Source organism: Gelidibacter maritimus, assembly GCF_014062315.1.
Lineage (GTDB): Bacteria > Bacteroidota > Bacteroidia > Flavobacteriales > Flavobacteriaceae > Gelidibacter > Gelidibacter maritimus.
This window is the reverse complement of sequence record NZ_JACGLT010000005.1, coordinates 147967-165202: the sequence shown is the minus strand read 5'-3', so window position 1 is coordinate 165202 and position 17236 is coordinate 147967. Positions and strand designations below refer to the sequence as shown.

Sequence of the window (17236 nt, the reverse complement as noted above, 5' to 3'; positions counted from 1 at the left end):
TCCGTGTATAATTAAAAAATAAATCCTTCGTTATAGATTTAAGATTCAAGTATCTTTGGTCGTCAAAAAAATCAAACTTAATGCTTAATAAAAAACTCTCACTTTTTGTAGGTTTCCTATTGCTAATAGGGCATACTTACGCACAACAATCGGCTACGTACACCAATGATTTGGTCGATTATCAAAAAGCACTGACTTTATATAACAACAAACAGTATCAAGCAGCACAGAGCTTATTTGATAAAATAAAAGATGCCACTGACAATGAACAGTTGATTGCGGATTGCACCTATTACTACGCTAATTGTGCGGTGCGACTCAATCAGATCAACGCTGATGCTCTCATTGAAGATTTTGTTGAAACCTATCCTACAAGTACCAAGCGAAATTCGGCCTTTATGGATGTCGCTGATTATTACTTTGATAACGGAAGGTATTCCTATGCCAGAAAATGGTACGAGAAAGTTGATGAACGGAATATCGGTGTTTCTGAGCGCGATCGGTTTGCGTTCAATTACGGATACAGCCTATATTCAACAAAAGATCAGGTGGAGGCGCAGAAATATTTTAATCGCGTTGTGAACTCGAAGGAATATGGCTCACAAGCCAAGTATTATATTGGCTTTATGGCTTATGAAGGTGATGATTATGATAGGGCCAACGAATATTTTGAGCAAGTCAGTGATAATGAAAAGTATCAAGAGAAACTTTCATATTACCAAGCCGATTTGAACTTTAAGCTCGGCAAATTTGAAGAGGCCATAAAACTTGCTGAAGCACAAATGAAAAAGAGCAATCCGACTGAAAGATCAGAATTGTCTAAAATTATTGGCGAAAGTTATTTCAACCTTAAAAAGTATAAGGAAGCCATTCCATATTTAACCGCATATAAAGGTAAAAGAGGAAAATGGAACAATACCGATTATTACCAATTGGGATATGCTTATTACCAGCAAAATGATTTTGAGAAAGCTATTTCCGAATTCAATAAAATTATTGGGGGGAATGATAGCGTGGCACAAAATGCCTATTATCATTTGGGCGAAAGTTATGTGAACTTAGATAAAAAGCAGGAAGCATTGAATGCTTTTAGGAATGCATCACAAATGGATTATGATCTTAAAATTCAGGAAGATGCCTGGTTGAATTATGCAAAACTCAGTTATGAAATAGGAAATCCCTATCAATCGGTGCCACAAGTACTCACCAGTTATTTGGAGAAGTATCCTAAAACGGCAAATAAAACTGAAATTGAGACCTTGTTAATCGACTCCTATATCACCTCAAAAAACTATAAGGAAGCTTTACGGTTATTGGAGGGTAAAACCAGCTTTGAAAATAAAGTCGCATATCAAAAAGTGGCTTTCTATAGAGGTATTGAAGTGTATAACGAAGGCGACTATAGAACAGCAAAAAACTTGTTTGAAAAATCCTTGAAAGAGCCACGAGATTCAAAATTCACGGCCAGAGCTACTTTTTGGAAAGCAGAATCCGATTATAATATTGGTAATTATGATGAAGCGTTAATCGGATTTAGACAGTTTAAGCAACAAAGTGAAGCCGCATCAACACCAGAGATGACCAATATTGATTACAATCTGGGCTATACGTATTTTAAGCAAAGAAATTATTCAAAATCGACCGAACATTTTAAAAATTTTGTCAACCAACGTAAAGAAGACAAGTTACGATTGAACGACGCTTATTTAAGATTGGCGGATGGCTATTTTGTGTCATCAGATTATCGTGACGCGATTGATGCTTATGACAAAGCCATCGCTTTAAAACAAATTGAACCTGATTATGCCGATTTTCAGAAAGCAATGAGTTATGGCTATATCGGACAGGATAAAACCAAAATTCAAGAACTGAACAGTTTTATAAACAGATACAGCAAATCGTCATTAAGAGATGATGCGATGTATGAACTGGCAAATTCTTATGTCAAAGCCAATCAGAACGATATGGCAATTGCCATGTATGACCGATTGAATTCAGAGTATAAAAATTCCGTATTTATTTCGAGGTCCATTTTAAGACAGGGACTCATCTATTATAACGCAGGTCAGAATGAACAAGCCTTGAACAAGTTTAAAAATGTTGCCAGAAACTACCCAAGTAGCGAAGAAGCCGTTCAGGCGGTTTCTACTTCCAGATTGATATATATTGATACGGGAAGGGTTGACGAATATGCGGCTTGGGTGAAAACCTTGGATTATGTTGAGGTGACGGATGCTGAATTGGACAATACCACATATTTAGCGGCAGAAAAGCAATATTTGGAAAACAAGACTGATGATGCCATTAAGCAATTTAACGGGTATTTAAATCAATTTCCGAATGGGATGCATTCTTTAAAATCGCATTTTTATTTGGGCGAATTATACACTAAAAAATCCTTGCCGGAAACTGCACAGCCCCACTATGAATATGTAGTTGATAAACCTAAAAGTGAATATTCAGAGCAGGCTATTGTTAAACTATCAGAGATTTATTTGAACAGTTCGCAATGGAACAGGGCTATTCCGCTCTTAAAGCAATTAGAAATAGAAGCCAATTATCCGCAGAATATCATTTATGCACAATCTAACCTGATGAATGCCTATTACCAGCAAGAAAAATATAAAGATGCCGAAAGTTATGCTGAAAAGGTGCTGTCAGGATCCAAATTGGACAATAAGGTAAGAAGTGATGCGCAGATTATTATTGCGCGATCTGCCATTAAGACTGGAAATGAATCTAAAGCAAAATCAGCTTATGCCACGGTTGAAAAAATAGCCACTGGAGCATTGGCCGCTGAAGCGCTGTATTATAATGCCTACTTCAAAAACAAGGATGGTAGTTACGAAGCATCAAACGCAACCGCTCAAAAATTGGCAAAAGATTATGGTAGTTACAAGTATTTCAGTGCTAAAGGCTTAGTGCTTATGGCAAAGAATTTTTATGCTCTTAAAGATGCATTTCAAGCCACTTATATTTTGGAAAGTGTGATTTCAAACTTCCCGGAATTTAAAGATGTGGTTCAGGAAGCGCAGGCACAACTCAGTACCATAAAAGCACAGGAAGCAAAAACAAACTCATCAATCACCACCGATAACTAAATTCCTGTCAAGGCTTTATTTTCTGAAGTATTGCACGATGATGAATGCCAGTAAAGAATGGAATTTGGAATTTTATTTTTGGAAATTAACACGAAATAAACAATGCTAAAACAAATTAAATATATCTCCCTCATTGCAGTCCTTATAAGTACTGCATCTTTTGCCCAAGAACGCACAAAAGATACTTTAGATTCTGAAGTGGTCAATGTTGTCAAACCTTATACGCCGACGGTTGCTGATGCCTTCAAAATAAAGGAAACCCCGGTGTTGGATGATGATGTTAATACCTCTAAAAAAGAGATTAAATACAATATTTTTTCAATACCTGTAGCGTCCACCTTTACCCCGGCAAAAGGAAAAGCGGCCACAGTCAATAGACCCAAAGCCGTTAAATTATATGATAACTATGCGTCTTTGGGAGTCGGCACTTATACCACAATATTAGGGGAGGTCTATTTAAATCATGAGTTGGGTAGAGGAGAAAATGTTGGCGGATATTTTACGCACCATTCCTCAAGCGGCGGTATTGATGGGGTGCTTTTGGACGATGATTTTATTGACACTAAGTTGAATGTAAATTACAGCCAGCGCCTTAGAGATCTTTCATGGTCTATAGAAGCTGGTGGTTTATTTCAAAAATACAATTGGTACGGATTGCCGCAGCCTTATTTTGATGAGACAACAGCTGACACTCTTAATGTAGGCCATCAATTTTATGGCGGAAACGTTGGTGGAAAAGTGAAGTTCCACGATTATCTATTTAAGGATGCAAGTGCTTACTATCGAAGATTTGGCGACAACCAAGGTTCTGGTGAAAACCGTTTTGTGGTAAAAGCATCGGCGGATGTTCCAATTCAGGATGAATTGATTTCTACACAAATTACCATTGATTATATCAACGGAACTTTTGATAGAAATTTTTATACGGATAATAAATTAAACTACGGTAACGTAAGTTTCGGAATTGCACCAAGTTATCAATTGACCCAAGATAACTTAACACTTAATTTAGGAGTGAATTTGGTCTACAAAAATAATACGGGCGATTTCGGAGCGAGTAAATTGCATATATATCCGAATATTACGGCGTCTTTGAGAGTGGTGGACGAGTTGATGATTGCCTATGGCGGTCTCGAAGGTGGATTCCACCAACATTCATACTATGATTTTGCCCAAGAAAATCCATTCGTTTCGCCGACACTTCGTATCAGTCCCACCGATCAAAAATATAATTTGTCAGTGGGTTTAAAGGGGAAATTGTCCAATAGCATTAGCTATAACGTGAGCGGCCGCTATATGAATGAATTTAATAAAGCCTTGTACACTTCAAATCCTGTTTTTGTTGAAGCTACTGAAGATTACCAATATGGAAACTCCTTTGGATTGATCCACGATGATGTCAAAACCTTGTCTTTTGCTGGTGAATTAAACGTTGATGTTAACCGAAATTTTAAATTGGGTGCCAAAGTCGAATATTTCTCTTATAGCACTATTGCTGAAGCAGAAGCTTGGAATCTTCCAGATCTGAAAGGATCATTATTTATGGATTATCAAATTGATGAAAACTGGTTTGCTGGAGCAGGGATGTTTTATGTGGGCGAACGTAAAGATCAGTTTCTGCAATATAGTTATATTCAAGACATAACGTCTATACAGGGAACCAAAACATTGGATAGTTATTTTGATGCCAACGCCCATGTGGGCTATCGTTTTGACGACCAATTATCATTTTATGTAAAGGCCAATAATATTGCGGACAAGAAATATGAACGCTGGATAAATACGCCAGTTCAGGGCATCCAGTTTTTGGTTGGAGCCACTTATCAATTTGACTTTTAACTGCATCGCTGCAAAGGCAGGGATTTCATGATGAGAAGTGAAATTTTGTTTTTCAGATTATCATAAAACATCTAAAGCACCCAAATTGAGGGTGCTTTTTACATTTTTGCATACCATGAATTAAAATGGATTCTGAACATATATAATGCGCTTAATATCGGATAGCTTAATTTATTGAGGTATCCGATAAAATAACTATCTTTGTGGGGTGAGAAATTTAGATTTAACCTATCGCGAAGAAATGACGCCTATTTTTGAGCGTCTTGAAATGAAGCTGGAGCAATTAAAAAAGCACCGGCCTTTACCTTCTATGGCCTTAAATAAAATAAGAGAGGCTTTGACCGTTGAGTGGACCTATAATTCCAATAGTATAGAAGGGAACACTTTAAGTTTAAGAGAAACCCAAATGGTTTTGCAAGATGGTATTACTATAAAAGGGAAATCACTTCGGGAGCATTTTGAAGCAAAAAACCATGAGCGGGCCATAAATCTCCTTTATAAATTGGTCGAACGTCGTGAACCGCTTTCCATTCATGAGGTCCTTTCTTTGCATGGGCTCGTAATGAATTCCATAGAAGAGGAATTCGCTGGAAGACTTCGCAATGGCGGTGTGCGTATTTCAGGAGCGAATTTTGTGCCTCCAAATGCCGTAAAAGTATCTGCTTTGATGGATGATCTTTTAATATTTACGAAAGAGAATCCTTTAAATTTGAATGTTATTGAACTCTCTGCTGTATTTCATCATCGGTTTGTTTGGATCCATCCATTTTTTGATGGTAATGGCCGGACCGTGCGGTTGGCCATGAATTTATTGTTGATGACCCATGGTTTTCCACCGGCTATCATTTTGACCAATGATCGGATAAAATATTATACGGCGTTAAATGACGCCAATAAAGGGCGTTATGGAAAGTTGATGCTTCTTATGTCGCAGGCCATAGAGCGTACCTTAAATATTTATCTTAATGCTTTGCCAGGGAACACCTTGGAATATACAGAGATCTCAAATTTGGTAGAGGAGGAAAATCTTCCCTATGGTCAGGAATATATAAGTCTGTTGGCCCGTACCGGAAAGATAGATGCCTATAAGGAAGGCAGAAACTGGCTTACAACTAAGGAAGCAATTGATGATTACGTGAAAAACAGAAAGCGTAAGAGATAAGTTTTGAAAAGCATTTCAATTGGAATGCTTTTCTTATTTTTACAAGACAACCAAAATTCAACTGAAACCAATTATTAAGATGAAAAAATTATTAGTTTTCCTTGTTTTAGCCTTTATTTTTTCTTGTGAAAGCGAAAAAACTGAAGTCGATTCAATCATTATCAATGCCAATATTTATACGGTTAATGACCATTCGGACAAAGCCGAAGCCTTCGCCGTTAAAGATGGGAAATTTCTTGAAATAGGAAGTTCCAAAGCTATTCAGGACAAGTATGCTTCCAACACTATCATCGATGTTCACGGAAAAACCATTGTTCCGGGATTTATCGATGCACATTGCCATTTTTTGGGATTGGGATTAAATCAACAATCTGTCGACTTGGTAGGCACTAAAAGCTTTGAAGAAATTGTACAGCGCATCAGCGAATTTCAAAATGAAAAAAATCTTGATTTCATTCAAGGTCGCGGCTGGGATCAAAATAATTGGGAGGTTAAGGAATTTCCCAATAAAGCCTTATTGGACGCCTTATATCCTGATACACCGATTGTTTTGACGCGTATTGACGGTCATGCCATATTGGCCAATCAAGCGGCCTTGGATTTAGGCAATGTGACTGTTGACAGCAAGGTTGAGGGAGGAGAAGTGGTGATTGAAAAGGGTGAGTTGACTGGTGTTTTGGTGGATAACGCTGAGAATTTGGTGATGGCACATTGGCCCAGATCCTCTAAAAAGGAACTGATCAACGCACTTTTGGACGCTCAGAAAATCTGCTTCGATTACGGATTGACCACTGTGGATGATGCGGGTTTGTCACGACAAGCTATTGAACTTATTGATAGTTTACAGCAATCGGGCGATTTGAAAATGCGAATCTATGCGATGGTTTCCGGATCAAAGGAAAATGTGGATTATTACTTGAACAAAGGTATCAGCAAGAACGATAAGCTCAACGTGAGCAGTTTTAAGTTTTATGCCGATGGCGCTTTAGGTTCAAGAGGAGCAATGTTAAGGGCGCCGTACAGCGATAAACCAAATCATTTTGGATTGATGGTAACGGATTTGGAAACTTTTAATGATGCTGCACAACGGATTGCCAATTCTGAATTTCAGATGAATACCCATGCCATTGGCGATTCTGCTAATCATGCGGTTTTACAGACCTATAACAAGGTATTAAAAGATCAATCGGATAGACGCTGGCGTGTGGAACATGCGCAGATCGTATCACCTGGAGATTTTGAGCTTTATAAAAACGTCCTGCCATCAATTCAACCAACACATGCCACTTCGGATATGTATTGGGCAGAAGACCGCTTGGGATCAGAACGCATCAAAGGTGCTTACGCTTACAAACAGTTATTGGACGCTTACGGAAAAGTCGCTTTGGGAACTGATTTCCCGGTGGAGCAGGTGAGTCCGTTTTTAACTTTCTATGCCGCCGTAGCGCGTCAGGATTTGGATTCTTTTCCAGAAGGTGGTTACCAAATGGAGAATGCATTGACCCGCGAGGAAACCTTAAAAGGCATGACCCTTTGGGCGGCGTATTCCAATTTTGAGGAAAACGAAAAAGGAAGTATCGAAAAGGGCAAATTTGCCGATTTTATCATCCTTGATAAAGATATTATGAACGTTGAGGTTCATGAGATCCCGAATATTAAAGTAGAGGGAACCTTTGTTGGTGGGGAGAAGCAGTAACAAATTATAACACAATTCTTTTTATACCGCTTCTTAAAGTTGTCACATGAAAGTTTAGCAATAAACCTAATTTATAATTTCCAAGCTTAAGGTAAGTTAAAACTTGAGCGAGATGTACATCTGTAAAGTTTTCGACTGTTTTGATTTCTATAACGACTTTGTTTTCTACCAGTAAATCAATTCTATAACCATGATCTAATTTTATGTCTTTATAAACAATAGGTAACGCCAGTTCTTTTTTGGTGCTAAGTCCAATTAGTGAAAGTTCATGAAATAAACATTCTTTATATGCAGATTCTAATAGGCCAGGACCGAGTTGTTTGTGAACTTCAATTGCACAACCAATTATCTTGTTCGATAGATTGTTTTCGATAATCATAAATTAGAGGATTGAAAGTTGTGACACTAAGTTACACAAAGAAAGCACAAAGTTTCACAAAGTTTTTCTTCGTGTTTTTTGTGGCTTCTTCGTGCCTTTTGTGTAACCATATCCTACTTTAACCTTTAATAAACTCGCGCCAAATAATCGTAATGCTCTCCTTTCATCACCAATTCACACTCTAATCCCACCGAATGGCAAGCCGTTGCTAAAGTTTCAAAATCCATGTAGAGCCACGTGGTAAGCGGTTCTGATTCGCCTTTATAACTCACAAGATAATCGAGTTCGCCGTAGTAATTGGCGTTCAAATCCTGCCAAATTCCGCCATCTTCATCTTCATACATATATATAATATCTGTGGAGTCGAGTAATATTTGACCTCCAGGATTTAAAAGCGATTTAAGATGATTTAAATACATTGGTACTTTAGAGAGTTCTTGAAAAATTCCACTACCATTCATCAATAATAAAATGGTATCAAATTTTTCGGTTTCATCTAAAAGAGCAATCACTTCGGCATTTTTGAGTCCGCGTTTTCGTGAAACTTCTATGGCACCTTTAGAAACGTCAATAGCCTTGACCTCAAAACCTTGTTCCTGAAGATACAAACCGTGACTTCCTGCGCCGCAGCCCACATCCAACACTCTTCCTTTAGCAAGTTCCATGGACTTCTTTTCCAATATTGGCATTTCATCATAATTCCTAAAGAGGAAGGGCAGTGGCAATGCATCTTCATCAGATATATTTGTCGCTGTAAAAACGTCTTCAGTATAATTTCCGTTATAATAATCCAATAATGCTTTTCCAAATATATCTCTCATAGCAAGTTCATTTCATTTCCATATAACTGGAAATATTAAGTTCAAAATATGTTATTTTTACACTTTATAAGATTGCAGCAAGAATCTCATAGAGCGGGGCAAAGATACATATAAGGAAAATGAAAACTTTGATCAAATAGACGAAAATCAAAGAAGACTTATTTTGAAAATTCTTCAATCATCACTTCGATCATTCAGTCGAGTTAAAAGCTCGTAAAAACCTTATATTAAACTTGAAATAGAAATACCAACTCTGTAAGATTTTTACGAAAAAAATAGTGCTGATTTGTCATAATTATTCAATACTATAGTGGAAGTGCAGCAGCCTAAAAAAATATGAAATATGAATTTAAAAAGAGACGTTTTAATTTTACTGTTAACCATGTTAACATCCAATATTTGTTTTTCTCAAGAATGGATGACTTCTTTGGAAGCTGCAAAACGTACGGCCTTAGTTCAGGATAAATTTCTGTTCATGATGTGGGAAGAAGCAGCTTCGATACCATATCCTGTCATTATGAATGATACAAATGGGAATGAGATATTGTTTGACGACTTGTTTCAAAATGAAGAAATCAATCGGATTATTTGGAAATATTTTGTGCCTGTAAAAGTAGACGAAAATCTTTATGGCGAATTATACGATGAGATTAAAGACACGAAAAGCAGAAGTTATATGCTTCAATTTGAAGATGACAATATTAAGATTATGGACCCCAATTTAAATATTGTCAATACTTCATTTTCTCCTGAAGCTTATTTTAATTTATCCCAATTCATAACCAATTATGGTTTAAATACATCTTATTTAAATGCTGAATTGCGTAATTATGCCGAGCACAAAAATTTTGGAACTGCTTATCGGTTGGCTTCAAAATATATGGATTTTGCAATTTTGGTTAACCGCAAAACGAGACAAGATATTGTGAGCTTAAGTCTGAGATATTTAGACGATGCCGAAAGATATTTAATTACCGATGATATCAATGGTAAGAAGCATTTTGCGGATAAGATCAGCTTATTGAGATGGTCACAATACCTGCTTCAAAATAGACCCAAAAAAGTGCTTAGATTATTGAAAAGATTTGACACTTCAGAAATTGATGAAACTACGGCGTCACAGCTTGCTTTTCTCTATTATACAGCTTATGAACTTAGAAAAGACGAAAAAAATGCGGGATTATGGAAAGGTAAGGTGTCTTTAGTCAACCTAAGAAAAGCTGAATTGATTGCTAATCTTCATTTATAGCGCGTTTAAAATTATTTTCCAAATCAGAAAAGCAGTTTAACTTAAGGTTTTATCCTGATTAAGGATAGAGCTTATATTTATTCCGAATCTTTTTGAAATCCTCAAGTTCCTGTGACCAAGTGGCTTTAATCTCTTTTTCAGAAAGTCCATTTTGAATTTGTTCTTGAAGTTTTGTTGTACCTGCCAATTTCATAAAAAATGAATTGAAGAATTTAGCTTTATCCGTTGTATGTGCATAGGCGTCAATTAGATATTTTAAATTTATTCCTGGCTGGACTTTAACTTGGGTTAAATCTTTGCCATGACATTTTTTTCCTTGTTGAGGTGGCGTTTTTGCACCTTCATTTGGTTGTGGTATAAAATTAAATGGAAAGTGGCTCTTGTCTAAGTCAGGGCTGCCAAAAACTTGGAATTGCTTATCGGTACCGCGACCAACGCTGACATTGGTGCCCTCAAAAAAACACAGACTTGGATATAAGGCAATCGATTGGTCATTTGGTAAATTGGGTGAAGGCTTAATTGGTAGGCTATAACTTGTTTGGTGTGTGTAATTAACCATAGAAACAACGGTCAATGTACACTGCCTCCCATTTTTCAGCCACTTTTCACCATTGATCATTTTCGCATATTCACCAATGGTCATTCCATGGGCAATTGGTATAGGGTGCATGCCCACAAAACTGGAGTTCTCCTTTTCTAAAATTGGTCCATCCACATAATGGCCATTTGGGTTGGGTCTATCCAATATAATGAGTGGAATATTAGCCTCCGCACAAGCCTCCATGACATAATGCAAAGTGGAGATATAGGTGTAAAAACGCACCCCCACATCTTGAATGTCAAATATTAAAACATCTAATCCTTTAAGCTGTCCTGGTTTTGGTTTTTTATTATCGCCATAAAGTGAAATAATGGGCAGCCCTGTCTTGGCGTCAAGACCGTCTTTAATTTTCTCGCCAGCATCAGCGGTACCTCTAAACCCATGTTCTGGTGAAAACACCTTTTTTACGTTGATGTTTAAGCTCAATAAAGAATCGACGAGGTGCGTGTAATCGCCATGATCATTTTTTCGTTTTTTGTCCTTAAAAATCACACTCGATTGATTTCCAACAACGCCAACTTGCTTGTGTTCTAATAGTTTCAGATAATTTTCTGTTTGATTGGCGCCAACTGTTATTGATTTTAGAGAAACGTCTTCCGTCATCGGTCTCCCGTCTTCGGTCTTTTTGTTTTTAGTTCCATTCCCACAAGAAATCAATACTAAAACAACCGATATTATTATCGAGAATAATGTATTTTTGAGCATCTTTAATCGCATCATAAAATTTTGAATTACGAGTTTTTTATAGCTAAACGAATTATAGGCAGTAAAGCGTATAAAAGTAGTGTTTCAGCACCGATAATAAAAATTGGTATTGCTGCCATTGCTATTGGTATTGTGGTGATGCTCATTGCTATTGCTACGGGAATTGGGCTTCAGCAAAAGATAAGGGATAAGGTGGTGGCGTTCAATGGCCACGTAACCATTACTAATTTTGATAGTAACGTGTCTGATGAATCTGAAATTCCAATTAGTAAAAACCAAGAATTTTATCCGGAATTTAAAAATATAGACGGTATCAGACATGTCCAGGCAACCGCTACTAAATTTGGGGTTATCCGGACAGAAACTGATTTTGAAGGTGTTGTGCTTAAAGGTGTCGGTTCGGACTACGATTGGCGCTATTTTGAAGAATTTCTAATGGAAGGGAGATTGCCAGACTATTCTGATGAAATGAGCAATGAAGTCCTGATATCTCAATATTTGGCCAACCGATTACAGTTTAAATTAGACGAAAACTTTCAAACCGTTTTTAAAAAGGAAAGCATTGATCAGATGCCGTTTTTACGGGCGTTTAAGATTGTTGGCATCTATAATTCGGGTTTTAAGGAATTGGATGAGAAATTTGTAATCGGAGATATTCGTCACGTACAACGTCTCAATAAGTGGGATGAAGATCAAGTTGGAAATTTCGAGGTGTTCATTGACGATTTTAAACAGATTGATGTCAAAGGAATGGAAATTTACGAGAATATTCCATCCGATCTTGACGCAACAACGGTGGAACAAAAATATATGACCATTTTTGAATGGATCAGTATTTTTGACAATAATACTTATGGCATTATTGGAATCATGATTCTTGTGGCGGGTATCAACATGATTACCGCCTTATTGGTGCTCATATTGGAGCGTACCCAAATGATTGGCATTTTGAAAGCTTTGGGCAGTAACAATTGGAGTATCAGAAAAGTGTTTTTATATAATGCGACTTATTTGATTGGATTGGGATTGTTTTGGGGAAATTTAATCGGATTGGGAATGTTGCTGGCACAAAAGTATTTTGGATTGGTGCCATTAAATCCGGAAGTGTATTATGTTTCAGAAGCTCCGGTTTATCTCAATTTAGATTATATTTTGCTACTTAATTTAGGAACTTTCATTGTGTGTTTGTTGATGCTTTTAATTCCTTCGGTTATTATTACCAAAATTTCTCCAGTAAAAGCGATGCGATTTGATTAGTTCGAATTCCTTTCAACAATCAGCAGTTGATATTCCAGATACAAATGTTTCTGAGAAGCACTAACAATTGAAGGACGGAAATGCACATTTTAAACGTATTGTTTCATCTGTAAAATGCAAGATGATTAACGGATTTACCCGTGAAACTCAATTGTTTTTATGAAATGTCTTTGAAATAATTCTTAGACAAAATTATCCATCAAATTTTCAATATCAACGTCAATTCCATATCTGCAATAAACTTCGTAATTTTGCAAAATGAAAAGAGTTATTGTAGGACTTTCTGGAGGTGTTGATTCAAGTGTTGCTGCTTATTTATTAAAGGAGCAAGGCTATGAGGTTATTGGCTTGTTTATGAAAAACTGGCATGATGATTCTGTGACTATTTCTGATGAATGTCCGTGGTTGGACGATAGTAATGACGCCATGTTAGTGGCCGATAAATTAGGAATTCCGTTTCAAACGGTCGATTTGAGCGAACAATATAAAGAACGCATTGTCGATTATATGTTTGACGAATACCAAAAAGGTAGAACACCAAACCCCGATGTGCTCTGCAACCGCGAAATCAAGTTTGATGTGTTCATGAAAATCGCTCTCGATTTGGGTGCTGATTTTGTAGCCACCGGCCATTATTGCCGAAAAGGAACTTTAGACAAAGACGGAAAGGAAATCTATCAATTGCTTGCTGGAGTTGATAATAACAAGGATCAGTCTTATTTTTTGTGCCAATTATCACAAGCCCAATTGGCAAAGGCATTATTCCCTATTGGCGAATTGACCAAACCTGAAGTTAGGAGGATTGCCACGGAGCAAAATCTGATAACTGCCGACAAGAAAGACTCCCAGGGTCTTTGTTTTATAGGAAAAGTTAGGCTTCCCGAGTTTTTACAGCAAAAATTACAGCCTAAAGAAGGGCTGATTGTTGAAATTCCGTCGGAGCAAAATCTATACACTCAGTTGGAACCAGACTTTACTTCCGAAGAGGACCATCTCGCCTATATGACCCGAAAAATTGATTACCAAATTACAGACGGAAAAGTGGTGGGCAAACATCAAGGTGCGCATTATTTTACTAAAGGCCAGCGAAAAGGCCTTGCTGTAGGTGGTACTGTTGAACCGCTTTTTGTAATTGAGACCGACGTTGAAGAAAATGTCATTTATACGGGTCAGGGGAAAGAACATCCAGGGTTGCTCAAAAAAGCCTTATTTGTTTCTAATGATGAGCTACATTGGATTCGTGAGGATTTAAAATTGGCTTTGGACCAAACCATGGAGGTGAAGGCACGGATCAGATACCGTCAACCGCTTCAAAATGCAACCTTACATCAAGTGGATAGCGGACTTTATGTGGTTTTTGAAGAATTACAATCGGCCATTACCGAAGGCCAATTTGTGGCATGGTACCTCAATGACGAATTAGTTGGTTCGGGAGTAATTTCTTAAATTGCAGTAATAATTTAGTTAATTATTGCTGATGAAAGTAAACGTTTTCCTGTTTCTAATACTATGCGTTTCTCATGTGGTCTTCGCACAACAAGATGCATGGGTGTATTTGATGGATAAGGAAAATGTAGAAGCTTCGATTCAAAATCCCATCTCTATTCTTACTCAACAAGCCATTATTAGAAAAAATACGCATCAAATTCCTATTGATGCCAGAGATGTGCCTGTCAATGAATCTTATATTTCTCTTCTTAAATCTGCTAATGGCATCAGTGTTTTAGCAAAATCAAAGTGGATGAATGCAGTTCACGTCAGAGGTGAAGTTTCGGATATTACGGCACTTTTTGATTTGGAATTTGTGAGTAGCATTCAGTTTGCGAATAAAAACTTGGCCAGTTTAGCTCGGCCAACTGTCCAAAATGAAAAATTTTCTGTTGAGACTGGACTGGAAGATTTTCATTATGGAAGTACCCAAAACCAAGTGGACATGATTCATGTAGATGCGCTTCACCTCAAAAACTACACTGGAGAAGGCATTGTGATTGCCGTAATTGATGCTGGTTTCCCCAATGTGAATACTATGGCTGCATTCAGTAGGTTGCGTTCTAATAATCGGTTATTGGGTGGTTATGATTTTGTAGATAGAACTTCAGCTATTTATGACTATACTGGCAGTTCACACGGTACTAAAGTGTTGAGTACCATGGCAGGTTATATTGAGAATGAATTTGTTGGTACCGCGCCTGATGCATCCTATTATTTGTTCCGTACCGAAGATGCAGCTTTTGAAAACCCGGTAGAGGAAAGTTATTGGGTGGAAGCTGCTGAGCGTGCCGATAGCTTGGGCGTTCATATTATCAATTCTTCATTAGGCTATAATACGTTTGATAACGCCAATTATAATTACACACCATCGGATATGAATGGTACGACTGCCTTTATCAGTAAAGGTGCGAATATAGCTTCTGAAAAGGGAATTTTAGTCGTTAATTCGGCTGGAAACTCAGGTAACAAACCATGGGGCATTGTCACTGCTCCTGCAGATGCCTCTGGTGTTTTTACCGTTGGTGCCGTAAATGATGCAGGTTTGTATGTCTCATTCAGCTCAAAAGGAAACAGTTCACAAACTACCCAAAAACCAGATGTTGTAGCGCAAGGTTTAGGGGCTATGGTGGTTGATGAAATGGATGCTGTCGTAGCAAATAATGGCACATCTCTTAGTTCGCCCATTTTAGCAGGTGGGATTGCATGTTTATGGCAAGCATTACCAAACGCTAATGCCGAGCAGATTAAGCAATATGTACGATTGTCAGCTTCGCAATACACCGCACCGGATTATTTTATAGGTTATGGTATTCCGAATTTTCAATTGGCATTTTCTTTAGCGCTTTCAGTGCCGGGAAACGAGGTCAGAGAATTTAAGATCTATCCAAACCCTGTTTCAAATCGGCTTCATATTCAGATGCCAACAAGTAGAGAGGAGGGAATTCTAAGGATTTATGATGCCCTTGGTAAGCTCATAAGTGAACAGGTGTATTCCAATGCCCCTTCCAATATTGATGTGTCGTACCTAAATTCAGGATTATACATGCTTCATATCATTTCAAATAGTAAATCACTCAATTTTAAATTCATAAAATCTTAATGTCAAATAAAATCACAGAACTTTTCAATATTAAATACCCAATCATCCAAGCAGGAATGATTTGGAACAGCGGCTGGCGTTTGGCATCAGCGTCAAGTAATTCCGGAATTCTTGGACTAATTGGTGCTGGATCCATGTATCCGGATGTTTTGAGAGAGCATATCCAAAAATGTAAAAAGGCCACCGATAAACCTTTTGGAGTAAATGTACCCATGCTTTATCCAAATATTGAGGAGATCATGAATATTATTGTAGATGAAGGGGTAAAGATCGTGTTCACTTCCGCAGGAAATCCTAAAACTTGGACTACTTGGTTAAAAGAACGTGGGGTTACTGTGGTACATGTGGTGAGTAGTGTAAAGTTTGCGTTAAAAGCACAAGAAGCGGGGGTTGATGCCGTTGTTGCTGAAGGATTTGAAGCTGGAGGTCATAATGGAAGAGAAGAAACAACTACCTTAACCTTAATTCCTATGGTCAAAGAAGCTTTGGACATTCCGCTTATTGCAGCGGGCGGAATTGCCACAGGACAGGGCATGTTGGCAGTGATGGTGTTGGGTGCAGATGGAGTTCAGGTGGGGAGCAGATTTGTTGCCAGTGAAGAAAGTTCAGCGCATCACGCCTTCAAAGAAGTGGTTATTAACTCTCAGGAAGGAGATACGCACTTGACCTTAAAAGAACTTGCCCCTGTACGGTTGATTAAAAATAAGTTCTATAATGATATTGTCGAATTGTATAAAACATCGCCATCACTACAAGATCTTAAAAACTTGTTGGGAAGGGCAAGAGCAAAGCGGGGTATGTTTGAAGGCGATTTGGAAGAAGGTGAATTGGAAATTGGACAGATTTCAGGATTGATCCACGATATAAAACCAACCCAAAAAATTGTGGAAGATATGCTTCACGAATATGAAGAGGCGAAACAGCATGTAAGATCACTGTTTTAATTTCGAAGTTTATATAACTGTCAAATTTCATCATATTGCTAAAAAGAAGTTAGCGACAGATGAACTAAAAACACGACAGATGCAATGTGTCCAAAGTTTGTGAAAAGCGAAAAGGGGAAAGTCTCCCCTTTTGCGATTTGAAACGTTTTAACAACAATATTTTTAAATCCCTCTAAAATAATAAGCTAAAACCTTCAGTTTGATATAGTAAAGATCATTAATGAAACAGAAACAATTGATACCAATCAATATAGTAATGTAAAAATAGCGGATATCATTATTTAGAGCAATTATATTGAAGTAATTTATTAACAATATATCGATGTAAGTTAATAACTATCAATTAGTTGCTTTCGTTTTTTAGATGTCTGTTAACTGAAAACGCGCTAAA

Annotated in this window: 12 protein-coding genes; 9 read left to right on the top strand and 3 right to left on the bottom strand. The window is 37.4% G+C overall.

Features of this window, described 5'->3' with window-relative positions; translation table 11 throughout:
• Positions 1 to 80: 80 nt before the first annotated feature.
• The 4 genes from H3Z82_RS08480 to H3Z82_RS08465 all read left to right on the top strand — a co-directional run bounded on the left by H3Z82_RS08480 (position 81) and on the right by H3Z82_RS08465 (position 7798).
• Positions 81 to 3101 carry a tetratricopeptide repeat protein gene (locus H3Z82_RS08480; RefSeq protein WP_182204864.1) on the top strand — a complete coding sequence of 1007 codons (3021 nt, stop codon included), beginning with the start codon at positions 81 to 83 and terminating at the stop codon, positions 3099 to 3101.
• Positions 3102 to 3203: 102 nt separating this feature from the next.
• Positions 3204 to 4940, top strand: coding sequence for a TonB-dependent receptor (locus H3Z82_RS08475; RefSeq protein WP_182204860.1), 1737 nt, complete (start codon positions 3204 to 3206; stop codon positions 4938 to 4940).
• Between the two features lie 208 nt (positions 4941 to 5148).
• Positions 5149 to 6102, top strand: a complete 954-nt coding sequence (locus H3Z82_RS08470; RefSeq protein ID WP_182204856.1) for a Fic family protein — start codon at positions 5149 to 5151, stop codon at positions 6100 to 6102.
• Positions 6103 to 6181: 79 nt separating this feature from the next.
• Complete coding sequence (locus tag H3Z82_RS08465) at positions 6182 to 7798, top strand: amidohydrolase (protein ID WP_182204853.1); 1617 nt, start codon at positions 6182 to 6184, stop codon at positions 7796 to 7798.
• Between the two features lie 4 nt (positions 7799 to 7802).
• Here H3Z82_RS08465 and H3Z82_RS08460 read toward each other — a convergent pair whose 3' ends face one another.
• Together H3Z82_RS08460 and H3Z82_RS08455 are read right to left on the bottom strand one after the other, a co-directional pair.
• Complete coding sequence (locus H3Z82_RS08460) at positions 7803 to 8177, bottom strand: GxxExxY protein (protein WP_220459152.1); 375 nt, start codon at positions 8175 to 8177, stop codon at positions 7803 to 7805.
• A 125-nt stretch (positions 8178 to 8302) separates the two neighbouring features.
• Positions 8303 to 8998 (bottom strand): class I SAM-dependent methyltransferase, encoded by a 696-nt coding sequence (locus H3Z82_RS08455; RefSeq protein WP_182204850.1) that lies wholly within the window; start codon positions 8996 to 8998, stop codon positions 8303 to 8305.
• A 343-nt stretch (positions 8999 to 9341) separates the two neighbouring features.
• Here H3Z82_RS08455 and H3Z82_RS08450 point away from each other — a divergent pair, with 343 nt between their 5' ends.
• Positions 9342 to 10247, top strand: coding sequence for a hypothetical protein (locus H3Z82_RS08450; protein ID WP_182204847.1), 906 nt, complete (start codon positions 9342 to 9344; stop codon positions 10245 to 10247).
• Between the two features lie 58 nt (positions 10248 to 10305).
• Here the strand turns inward: H3Z82_RS08450 and H3Z82_RS08445 are convergent, their stop codons facing one another.
• Positions 10306 to 11565: an exo-beta-N-acetylmuramidase NamZ family protein gene (locus H3Z82_RS08445; protein WP_182205156.1), complete on the bottom strand. Its 1260-nt coding sequence runs from the start codon at positions 11563 to 11565 to the stop codon at positions 10306 to 10308.
• A gap of 9 nt (positions 11566 to 11574) precedes the next feature.
• On the opposite strand from H3Z82_RS08445, the gene H3Z82_RS08440 reads away from it, so the two are divergent.
• The 4 genes from H3Z82_RS08440 (at position 11575) to H3Z82_RS08425 (ending at position 16845) form a co-directional block, all read left to right on the top strand.
• Positions 11575 to 12810 (top strand): ABC transporter permease, encoded by a 1236-nt coding sequence (locus H3Z82_RS08440; protein ID WP_182204843.1) that lies wholly within the window; start codon positions 11575 to 11577, stop codon positions 12808 to 12810.
• Between the two features lie 258 nt (positions 12811 to 13068).
• On the top strand, positions 13069 to 14256 hold the full coding sequence (mnmA, locus tag H3Z82_RS08435; RefSeq protein ID WP_182204838.1) for a tRNA 2-thiouridine(34) synthase MnmA: 1188 nt from the start codon (positions 13069 to 13071) through the stop codon (positions 14254 to 14256).
• Positions 14257 to 14287: 31 nt separating this feature from the next.
• Positions 14288 to 15901, top strand: coding sequence for a S8 family serine peptidase (locus H3Z82_RS08430; RefSeq protein ID WP_182204834.1), 1614 nt, complete (start codon positions 14288 to 14290; stop codon positions 15899 to 15901).
• On the top strand, positions 15901 to 16845 hold the full coding sequence (locus tag H3Z82_RS08425; RefSeq protein WP_182204830.1) for an NAD(P)H-dependent flavin oxidoreductase: 945 nt from the start codon (positions 15901 to 15903) through the stop codon (positions 16843 to 16845). Before H3Z82_RS08430 ends, H3Z82_RS08425 begins: the two co-directional genes overlap by 1 nt.
• Positions 16846 to 17236: the final 391 nt, after the last annotated feature.

Bases quoted from the DNA above. Each gene is read 5' to 3' on its own strand.
- H3Z82_RS08465 (WP_182204853.1), top strand. From the start codon at position 6,182: ATGAAAAAATTATTAGTTTTCCTTGTTTTAGCCTTTATTTTTTCTTGT.
- H3Z82_RS08460 (WP_220459152.1), bottom strand. From the start codon at position 8,177: ATGATTATCGAAAACAATCTATCGAACAAGATAATTGGTTGTGCAATT.
- mnmA (WP_182204838.1), top strand. From the start codon at position 13,069: ATGAAAAGAGTTATTGTAGGACTTTCTGGAGGTGTTGATTCAAGTGTT.
- H3Z82_RS08430 (WP_182204834.1), top strand. From the start codon at position 14,288: ATGAAAGTAAACGTTTTCCTGTTTCTAATACTATGCGTTTCTCATGTG.
- H3Z82_RS08425 (WP_182204830.1), top strand. From the start codon at position 15,901: ATGTCAAATAAAATCACAGAACTTTTCAATATTAAATACCCAATCATC.
- H3Z82_RS08480 (WP_182204864.1), top strand. From the start codon at position 81: ATGCTTAATAAAAAACTCTCACTTTTTGTAGGTTTCCTATTGCTAATA.
- H3Z82_RS08450 (WP_182204847.1), top strand. From the start codon at position 9,342: ATGAATTTAAAAAGAGACGTTTTAATTTTACTGTTAACCATGTTAACA.
- H3Z82_RS08475 (WP_182204860.1), top strand. From the start codon at position 3,204: ATGCTAAAACAAATTAAATATATCTCCCTCATTGCAGTCCTTATAAGT.
- H3Z82_RS08455 (WP_182204850.1), bottom strand. From the start codon at position 8,998: ATGAGAGATATATTTGGAAAAGCATTATTGGATTATTATAACGGAAAT.
- H3Z82_RS08445 (WP_182205156.1), bottom strand. From the start codon at position 11,565: ATGCGATTAAAGATGCTCAAAAATACATTATTCTCGATAATAATATCG.